Source organism: Acidimicrobiia bacterium, from assembly GCA_040880805.1.
In the GTDB taxonomy this organism is placed as follows: Bacteria; Actinomycetota; Acidimicrobiia; order IMCC26256; family DASPTH01; genus DASPTH01.
In genome coordinates this window covers 1-7,907 of sequence record JBBDHW010000006.1, presented here as the reverse complement: position 1 = coordinate 7,907, position 7,907 = coordinate 1, and the positions used below count along the sequence as shown (strand labels likewise).

Below are 7,907 nucleotides of genomic sequence, written 5' to 3'. Positions count from 1 at the left end.
CCGGCTACGTGGAGGCGCCCGGCACCGACGGGCCCGACGTGGTGTGGTGGAACTACGAGGGCACGATGGTCTCGCTGAAGCGCCACATCGCGGCGTCGGGCTTCAGACCGGAGGAGATCACCCTCACCGGCACCACCTTCGACGAGATCCGGCCCGGCTGCTGGAAGGTGCCCGAACGCCTCGCCGATATGGACGTCAACGGCGTCCAAGCCCAGCTCTGCTTCCCCAACTATCCGCGGTTCGCGGGCCAGATCTTCCTGTGGGGCAAAGACAAGGAGCTCGCCGAGCTCTGCGTGTACGCGTACAACGACTGGATGGTGGAGGAGTGGTGCGGCCAGAGCGGCGGCCGCCTCCTGCCGCTGTGCCTCGTTCCGCTGTGGGATGCCGACCTCGCGGCCGCGGAGATCCGGCGCAACGCGGCACGTGGGGTGCGGGCGGTCGCGTTCACCGAGATGCCGCCCTATCTCGACCTCCCGAGCATCCACAGCGGCTACTGGGAGCCGTTCTTCGCGGCGTGCGAGGAGACGTCCACCGTCATCTGCCTGCACATCGGCTCCGGCACGAAGACGCTGCAGGCGTCGCCCGATGCCACCGCCGCCGTGCCCGCGTCGCTGATCTTCGCGAACAGTGCAGCGAGCCTGGTCGACTTCCTGTACTCGGGCGTGCTGCACCGCCATCCGAACCTCAAGCTCCTGTACGCCGAGGCGCAGATCGGATGGATCCCGTACGTGCTCGAGCGGGCCGACGACGTGTGGATCACGCACCAGTGGAGCGGCGGGCAGGAGAACTGCCCCGAGCCGCCGTCCACCTACTACTACCGGCAGGTCTACAGCTGTTTCTTCAAAGACCCGATCGGCGTGAAGATGCTCGACGACCTCGGCGGCGCCGACCGGGTCGCGTTCGAGACCGACTATCCGCACTCGGACAGCACGTGGCCCCACTCGCGCGAGGCCGCGGCGAAGCAGTTCGGTTTCCTCAGCCAGGAACAGGTGAACCGCATCGCGCGCGGCACCGCAATCGAACTGCTCGGGTTGCCGTTCACCAGCGGACCCGAGAGCTAGCAACGTGGCCGAGCGTCCCACCGGAACGATCACCGACGAGGGTGTCGCGCGGCTGCGCGAGCGGATCGGCGTGCCCGAACCGTGGCCGATGCCACCGCACTACAAGTGCGCGAACGTCGACGCGTTCCAGCACGTCGCCGAGGCGTACGGCGACGACAACCCGTTGTGGTGTGATCCGAGCTACGGCGAGAAGACGATCTGGGGTGGGCCGATCGCGCCGCCGGCGATGGTCGGCGGCGATACGCTCATCGGCGAGGACGAAGTCACCGCGGTCCCCGAGGACAAGCGCGAACTGATGAAGGGTGATCCGCTGCGGGGGGTCCACGCTTTCTACTCCGCCAGCGCGCGCGAATGGTGGGCGCCGCTCCGGCCCGACCACCGTGTCTTCCGCCGGAACGCGGCCGTCGCGGCGCTCGACAAGCCGAGTGAGTTCGCCGGCCGCGCGATCCACGAGTGGAGCGCGAACGTCTTCCAGTCCGACGACGGCACGATGCTGTCAGGGCAGTATCGGCTGATGATCCGGACCGAGCGCGAGCGCGCGCAGGAGAAGGGCAAGTACTCCAACGTCGAGTTCCGCCGCTACGAAGATGACGAGGTCGAAGCGATCGACGCACAGTACGAACGGCAGGCTCGCGAGCGGCGCGGTGCAGAGCAGCGTTTCTGGGAAGACGTCATAGTCGGTGACGAGGTCGGCCCGATGGTGAAGGGCCCGCTCACGGTCACCGACATGGTCTGCTGGCACGTCGGGATGGGCATGGGTCTCTACGGTGTTCGGGCGCTCGATCTCGCGGCGAGAAATCGCAAGCGCATCCCGCGCTTCTTCCACCGCGACGAGCAGAACGTGCCCGACGTGATGCAGCGCGTGCACTGGGATCCGGAGTTCGCCCGCCGCTCGGGCAACCCCACCACCTTCGACTACGGCCGCATGCGCGAAACCTGGCTCACCCACCTGTGCACCGACTGGATGGGCGACGACGCGTGGCTCTGGAAGCTCGACTGCGAGTTCCGCGGCTTCAACTACGTGGGCGACACGCAATGGCTGCGCGGTACGGTCATCAACAAGTTCCTGGCCGACGGCGACCGGCCCGCGGTCGACCTGGAGCTGAACGCCGAGAGCCAGCGCGGCGAGCTCACCACGCCCGGCCACGCCACCATCCTGCTGCCGAGCCGCGAACACGGACCGATCCGCCTGCCCGATCCTCCCGGCGGCGCGAAGAACCTCGAGCAGGCCCTCACCGCGATCAGCGCCGAGTTCGAACAGAAATGAGCCTCGAAGTCGCGCTCGACGAGGGCGTGCTGCATCTGCGTCTCGATCGACCCGACAAGCGCAACGCGCTCACCGACGAGATGCTGGCGGCAATGATCGACGCAATCGACGCGGCCGGGCGCGACGAGGCCGTACGCGTCATCGTGATCTCCGGCTCGGGCGACCACTTCTGTTCCGGGTTCGACATCGTGTCGCGCAACGCCGGCGACACCGGTGAGAGCCGGCGACCGCGCGTCGGCAGCATCCAGCGCCGGCTCCCGTCGCAGGCCCACCGGCTCATCCCGCTGATCCTCACCACCCAGACACCGGTGGTGTGCCGGGTGCAGGGGTGGTGCGCGGGCATCGGCCTGAACCTCGCGCTCGCCGCCGACTTCACCGTCGCAACCGACGACGCCCGGTTCTGGATGCCGTTCGTCGACCGCGGCTTCACCGCCGACAGCGGGGCAACGTGGCTGTTGCCGCGCCGCATCGGCGAGGTCCGCGCGCGCGACATGCTGCTCCTCGCGCGTGTCGTCGAGGGTTCGGAAGCGGCAAGCTGGGGGATGGTGCACAAGATCGTGCCCGCCGCCGAGCTCGACGCGAGCGTCGATGAAGTCGTGCAGCAACTCGCTTCCGGCGCGACCGTCGCCCTCGGGCTCACCAAGTGGCTGATCAACAGCGGGCGCGAGGCAACACTCCTCGATCATCTTCAGAACGAGGCGTTCGCGATGGAGCTCTCGTCGCGGAGCGAGGACTTTCGCGAAGGTCTTGCCGCGTTCCGCGAGAAGCGCGCCCCCAACTTCCAGGGCCGATGAGCCAAGTGGTGAGCGGGTACGGCACGTTGCTCGTCGAGCGGCACGGTCCGGTCGGCTGGTTGATCTTCAACCGGCCGGAGGTCGGCAACGCGATGAACCACACGATGATGGACGAGCTCGAGGTTGCGTGGCGCGAGCTCGACGCCGATCCTGCGGTGCGCGTGATCGTGAACACCGGCGAGGGCAGGACCTTCCAGACCGGTCTCGACATCGTCGAGCTGAGCCGCAACCCCGACGCGCTCCGCGAGCAGTCGCGCCGCACACGCGACGCCGAGCTCGCGTTCACCGCGTGGCACCTGAAGGTCGGGAAGCCGGTGATTGCCGCCGTCAACGGCACCGTGGCCGGCGGCGGGCTGCATTTCATTGCCGACGCCGACATCGCGATCGCGGCGAGCACCGCGACCTTCTTCGACCCCCACGTCTCGATCGGCCAGGTGACCGCGTACGAGGCGATCGGACTGATCCGCAAGATGCCGGTCGAGCCGGTGATGCGCATGGCGCTCGCCGGCCGCTACGAGCGGATGCGGGCGCAACGGGCGTACGAGCTCGGGATGATCTCGCAGGTTGTCGATCCGCCCGAGCGCCTGCGTGCGGAAGCCCAGGAGTTGGCCGAGAAGGTCGCGAAGAACTCGCCCGGGGCGATGCGCGCCACCAAGCAGGCGCTGTGGTTCGCGTTGGAGATGGAGGAAGCCGGATGAGCTTTTCGACGTACGACAATCTGCTGTTGGAGCGCCACGGCCCGGTGGGCTGGCTCCTCAACAACCGACCCGACGTGCTCAACGCAATGAACGCCAAGATGCGCGACGAGTTCGCTGACGCGTGGCTCGAGCTCGACGCCGATCCCGAGGTGAAGGTGATCGTGCACACGGGTGAGGGTCGCGCGTTCCAGACCGGCGTCGACATGTCCGAGCTCGCCACCGACGGCGTCGGCATGGAGCGCTACCGCGACTCGGTCGAGAACTTCGATTTTCACTTCACTGCGTGGCACCAAGAGGTGAACAAGCCGGTGATCACCGCTGTGAACGGGATCTGCGCCGGGGGTGGCTTCCACTGGATCGCCGACGCCGACATCGTGATCGCGGCGAGCAACGCGCAGTTCTTCGACCCGCACGTGTCGGTCGGCCAAGTCGTGGCGGTGGAGGCGATCGGTCTGCTGCGCAAGATGCCGTTCGAGGCGGTCATGCGGATGGCGCTGGTGGGGCGCTACGAGCGCATGTCGGCGCAACGAGCGTACGAGCTCGGGATGATCTCCCAGATCGTCGACCCGCCCGAGAACCTCCGCGAGGAGGCGCAGAAGCTCGCGGAAACGGTGGCCAAGAACTCGCCTTCCGCGATGCGCGCGACCAAGCGTGCGCTGTGGGGCGCGCTCGAGATGGGGCTCACCGACGCGTGCCGCGCGGGCGGGAAGGAGCTGGTGTCGATGTGGGGCCATCCCGACCAGGAGGAGGGCCCGCTCGCGTTCGCGGAGAAGCGCGAGCCCCAGTGGCAGGACCTGAGGTCTACGGGCCTCAGCGCCCGCGAGCCCGATACTCGCTGACGAGGTCGCGCCGGATCACCTTTCCCACCTCCGTGCGCGGCAGCGCGTCGATCCGGCAGAAGGCGAGGGGAACCTTGTACGCGACGAGATGTGCGCGGCAGAGCGCGCGGAGTTCTTCGTCGGTCGCGTCGCCTACCACGAAGGCGACGGGCACTTCCCCGAGTCGCTCGTCGGGAACGCCGACCACCGCCGCCTCGGAGACGCCCGGCGCGAGGCAGAGCACCTCCTCCACCTGCTCGGGGAACACCTTGTTCCCACCACGGTTGATCAAGTCGCCCGCCCGGCCCTCGATCCAGACGAAACCGTCGGCGTCGACCCGCGCGAGGTCGCCGGTGTTCACGAAGCCGTCGGCGTCGACGCGGTCGCCGAGCTCCTCGCCGGTCGCGTAGCCCGCCGCCATGTTCGGCGGGCGCACGAACAGCGTGCCGATCTCGTCGGTGCCGAGCGCGCCGGCCTCGTCGTCGACGACCTTGATGTCGACCCCGCCGTGCGGGCGCCCGATGGCCCCCACCTTCTCGGGATGTTCCTTCGCGTCGGCGGCAGTCCAGCCGATCACCTCGCCGATCTCCGCCTGTCCGTAGCTGTTGAGCACCGACGCGCCGAACTTGCTCGTGAACCGGCGCGCCTGGAGCGGTGAGAGCGGCGCGGTGATGCTGCGCACGTAACGCAGCGGCGTGAGATCGGTGACGTTCGGGTCGTCGGACAGCATTGCCATTGCGGCGGGCGGGAGCACCGTCGAGCGGATCTCGAAGCGGCGCACGAGCTCCGCGAACTCCTTCGGCTCGAAGCTGTCCATGATCACGAGCGCAGCGCCGGCGCGGAGCCCGAACAGCACGTTGTAGATGCCCGCGTTCAGCGCGAGGGAGACCGGGATGAGGTTGGGTGACGGCTTGCGGTCCGGGTCACGGCCGCCACCTCCACCTCCACCTCCACCTCCACCTCCACCGTCGGCTCTCAGGGGCCCGAGCACGCGGTCGAGCAGCTCGAGGTAGGCCGCGTGGGTGTGGAGAATCGCCTTCGGCGCGCCGGTGGTGCCCGACGTCCACATCACGAACGCGACCCCACGGTCGTACGAACGCTTCGCATCCCGACGCGTGACGCCGTCGGCCCGGACGATCGCGGCGGGATCGGTCGCGTCGAGCACCCTCGCGAGCTCGGCCTCCGGGTAACGCGGGTTCACCGGCACGAACACGCCGCCCGCGAGCCACACCGCCGTCATCGTGGTGACGACCTCGGGACCGTTCGGGAGCGCGACCGCCACCGCCGATCCCGGCTCCACGCCGAGAGCCGTGAGCTCGGCGGCGCGGGCGCGGGCCGCAGCGCGCGCCTCTCCCGCGGTCATGCTGCGGTCCACCGTGAACAGCAGTCCGTCGTCGTCGGCGAAGGGATGGTCCATCAACAGCGAAGCGAGCAACCCGTCGGTCACGGCGGGACTGTAGCTTCGGACCGTGGCGACGCTCGTGAGCGTGATTGTCCCCGTTCACAACGGGGAGCGCTTCCTGCCTGACGCACTCGATGCGATCTCGGGGCAGACGCACCGCCCCATCGAGCTGGTGGTGGTCGACGACGGATCCACCGACGGCAGCGGCGCTCTCGCCGAGGAATTCGTTGCCCGCGCAGGTCGCGGCGTCGTGCACCGGCGATCGCAGGGAGGGGTCGCGGCGGCGCGCAACCAGGGGGTTGCGCTCGCGAGTGGGCCGATGATCGCGTTCTGCGACCAGGACGACGTGTGGCATCCCGAGAAGCTCGCGCGCCAACTTCGTTACCTCGACGCCCACGCCGACGTCGGCGTGGTCAGGGTGCGGCAGGAGCCGTTCTTCGACGGTGTGGACGTGGCGCCTCCGTGGCTCCTGCCCGATCACGTCCACGGCGATCTCGGCGGTGTCCTGCCGTGCTCCGGCCTGTTCCGGCGCGAGGTGTTCGAGCTCGTGGGTGTTTTCGACGAGACGATGCCGGGTGCCGACGACACCGACTGGCTGTTGCGGGCCAGGCACCGCGGCGTCGGTATTGCCCTGCTCCCCGAGATCCTCATGCAGCGGCGCATCCACTCCGGCAATCTCACGAACGACGCGGCGCTGCTGCGCGAGGGCTTCTTCCGTGCCATCCGCGAGCGCGTGCAGGAACATCGCGAAACGGCATGAGCGAAGTGCAGGCCCGGCGAATCGTGTTCCCCGAGCAGCACCGGGTGGAGTTGGAGACGTTCGACGTCGGACCCGTTCCCGACGACCGGATCCTGCTGCGCACGCGCTACAGCCTCATGAGCACGGGCACGGAGAACATCATCCTGGCCGGCCTGTTCGACGACGGCACGCACTGGTCGGGATACGCGCGTTACCCCTTCCATCCCGGGTACAGCGCGGTCGGCGAGGTCACGGAGGTGGGTGCCTCGGTACGGGGCGTGTCCGCCGGCGATCTGCTCGCCGCGCGGGCTCCACACGCGTCGGTGCACGTGCTCGACCCTGCCTTCGGCACACCGATTCCGGTCGGCCTCGACCTCCGCCGTGCCGTGTGGTTCGGGCTCGCGAAGATCGCGCTGATGGGCGCTCGGGCGGCCCGCTACGGCCTCGGCTCGACCGTGCTCGTCGTCGGCGCCGGTCCCATCGGGCAGATGTCGGTGAGATGGGCGAGCGCGGCCGGCGTTCGTCAAGTCGTCGTCGTCGACCCCGCAACCCGGCGCCTCGAAGCCGCGCGCCGCGGTGGCGCGGCGACGGTGATCAATGCTCCCGCCGATTCGGCGCGTGCCGCGGTGCTCGACGCATGCGGCGGCATTCTCCCCGACGTCGTGATCGACACGACCGGCAACGCGGCTGTTCTCGCACCCGCGCTGGGCCTTGTGGCCGACCGCGGTCGTGTCGTCGTGCTCGGCGACACCGGCTACCCGGCTCACCAGCACCTCACGTCCGATCTCATCACGCGTGGGCTCGAGATCGTCGGCGCGCACGACGCCCACAGCATGACGGGTCCGAACTGGGACGGTGACCGAAGCCTGCACGAGCTGTTCTTCGACCTCCTACAGACTGGACGGTTCGACGTCGACGGCCTCGTGACGAATGAGTTCGCGCCCGAGCAATGCGTCGACGCCTACGAGCTCGTCCAGGAGCGCCGCGCCGACACACTCGGTGTGCTGTTCGACTGGGACTGATGCCGCGTCGCTACGCGCCCGGGGCTCGGTACTGGACTTGCTCGGCCTTGCGCAGGGCATCCATCGTTTCGTCGACGGTCAGGAGGACTGTCGTTTCCAACGAGCT

The 7,907-nt window shown here is 68.8% G+C and carries 9 protein-coding genes; 7 read left to right on the top strand and 2 right to left on the bottom strand.

Translation table 11 applies throughout. The features are described 5' to 3' along the window. From WD271_01145 to WD271_01125, 5 genes are all read left to right on the top strand, one after another. Positions 1–1,061, top strand: a 1,061-nt coding sequence (locus WD271_01145; protein ID MEX1006434.1) for an amidohydrolase family protein, incomplete at its 5' end; no start/stop codon positions are given. A 4-nt stretch (positions 1,062–1,065) separates the two neighbouring features. Next, a complete protein-coding gene (locus tag WD271_01140) occupies positions 1,066–2,328 on the top strand; it encodes a hypothetical protein (GenBank protein ID MEX1006433.1) in 1,263 nt (420 codons plus the stop codon). Then, positions 2,325–3,122 carry an enoyl-CoA hydratase-related protein gene (locus WD271_01135; protein ID MEX1006432.1) on the top strand — a complete coding sequence of 266 codons (798 nt, stop codon included), beginning with the start codon at positions 2,325–2,327 and terminating at the stop codon, positions 3,120–3,122. Before WD271_01140 ends, WD271_01135 begins: the two co-directional genes overlap by 4 nt. Continuing rightward, a complete protein-coding gene (locus tag WD271_01130) occupies positions 3,119–3,820 on the top strand; it encodes an enoyl-CoA hydratase/isomerase family protein (GenBank protein ID MEX1006431.1) in 702 nt (233 codons plus the stop codon). The genes WD271_01135 and WD271_01130 overlap by 4 nt, the downstream gene beginning before the upstream one ends. After that, on the top strand, positions 3,817–4,659 hold the full coding sequence (locus tag WD271_01125) for an enoyl-CoA hydratase/isomerase family protein (GenBank protein MEX1006430.1): 843 nt from the start codon (positions 3,817–3,819) through the stop codon (positions 4,657–4,659). Before WD271_01130 ends, WD271_01125 begins: the two co-directional genes overlap by 4 nt. Here WD271_01125 and WD271_01120 read toward each other — a convergent pair. Continuing rightward, positions 4,631–6,085, bottom strand: a complete 1,455-nt coding sequence (locus WD271_01120; protein MEX1006429.1) for an AMP-binding protein — start codon at positions 6,083–6,085, stop codon at positions 4,631–4,633. The genes WD271_01125 and WD271_01120 overlap by 29 nt on opposite strands. A 22-nt stretch (positions 6,086–6,107) precedes the next feature. Between WD271_01120 and WD271_01115 the strand changes: the two genes are divergently transcribed. After that, on the top strand, positions 6,108–6,800 hold the full coding sequence (locus WD271_01115) for a glycosyltransferase (protein ID MEX1006428.1): 693 nt from the start codon (positions 6,108–6,110) through the stop codon (positions 6,798–6,800). After that, positions 6,797–7,801, top strand: a complete 1,005-nt coding sequence (locus tag WD271_01110; GenBank protein ID MEX1006427.1) for a zinc-binding alcohol dehydrogenase — start codon at positions 6,797–6,799, stop codon at positions 7,799–7,801. The genes WD271_01115 and WD271_01110 overlap by 4 nt, the downstream gene beginning before the upstream one ends. 10 nt (positions 7,802–7,811) lie before the next feature. On the opposite strand, the gene WD271_01105 is transcribed toward WD271_01110, so the two are convergent. After that, on the bottom strand, positions 7,812–7,907 hold a 96-nt coding region (locus WD271_01105; GenBank protein MEX1006426.1), incomplete at its 5' end, for a GYD family protein.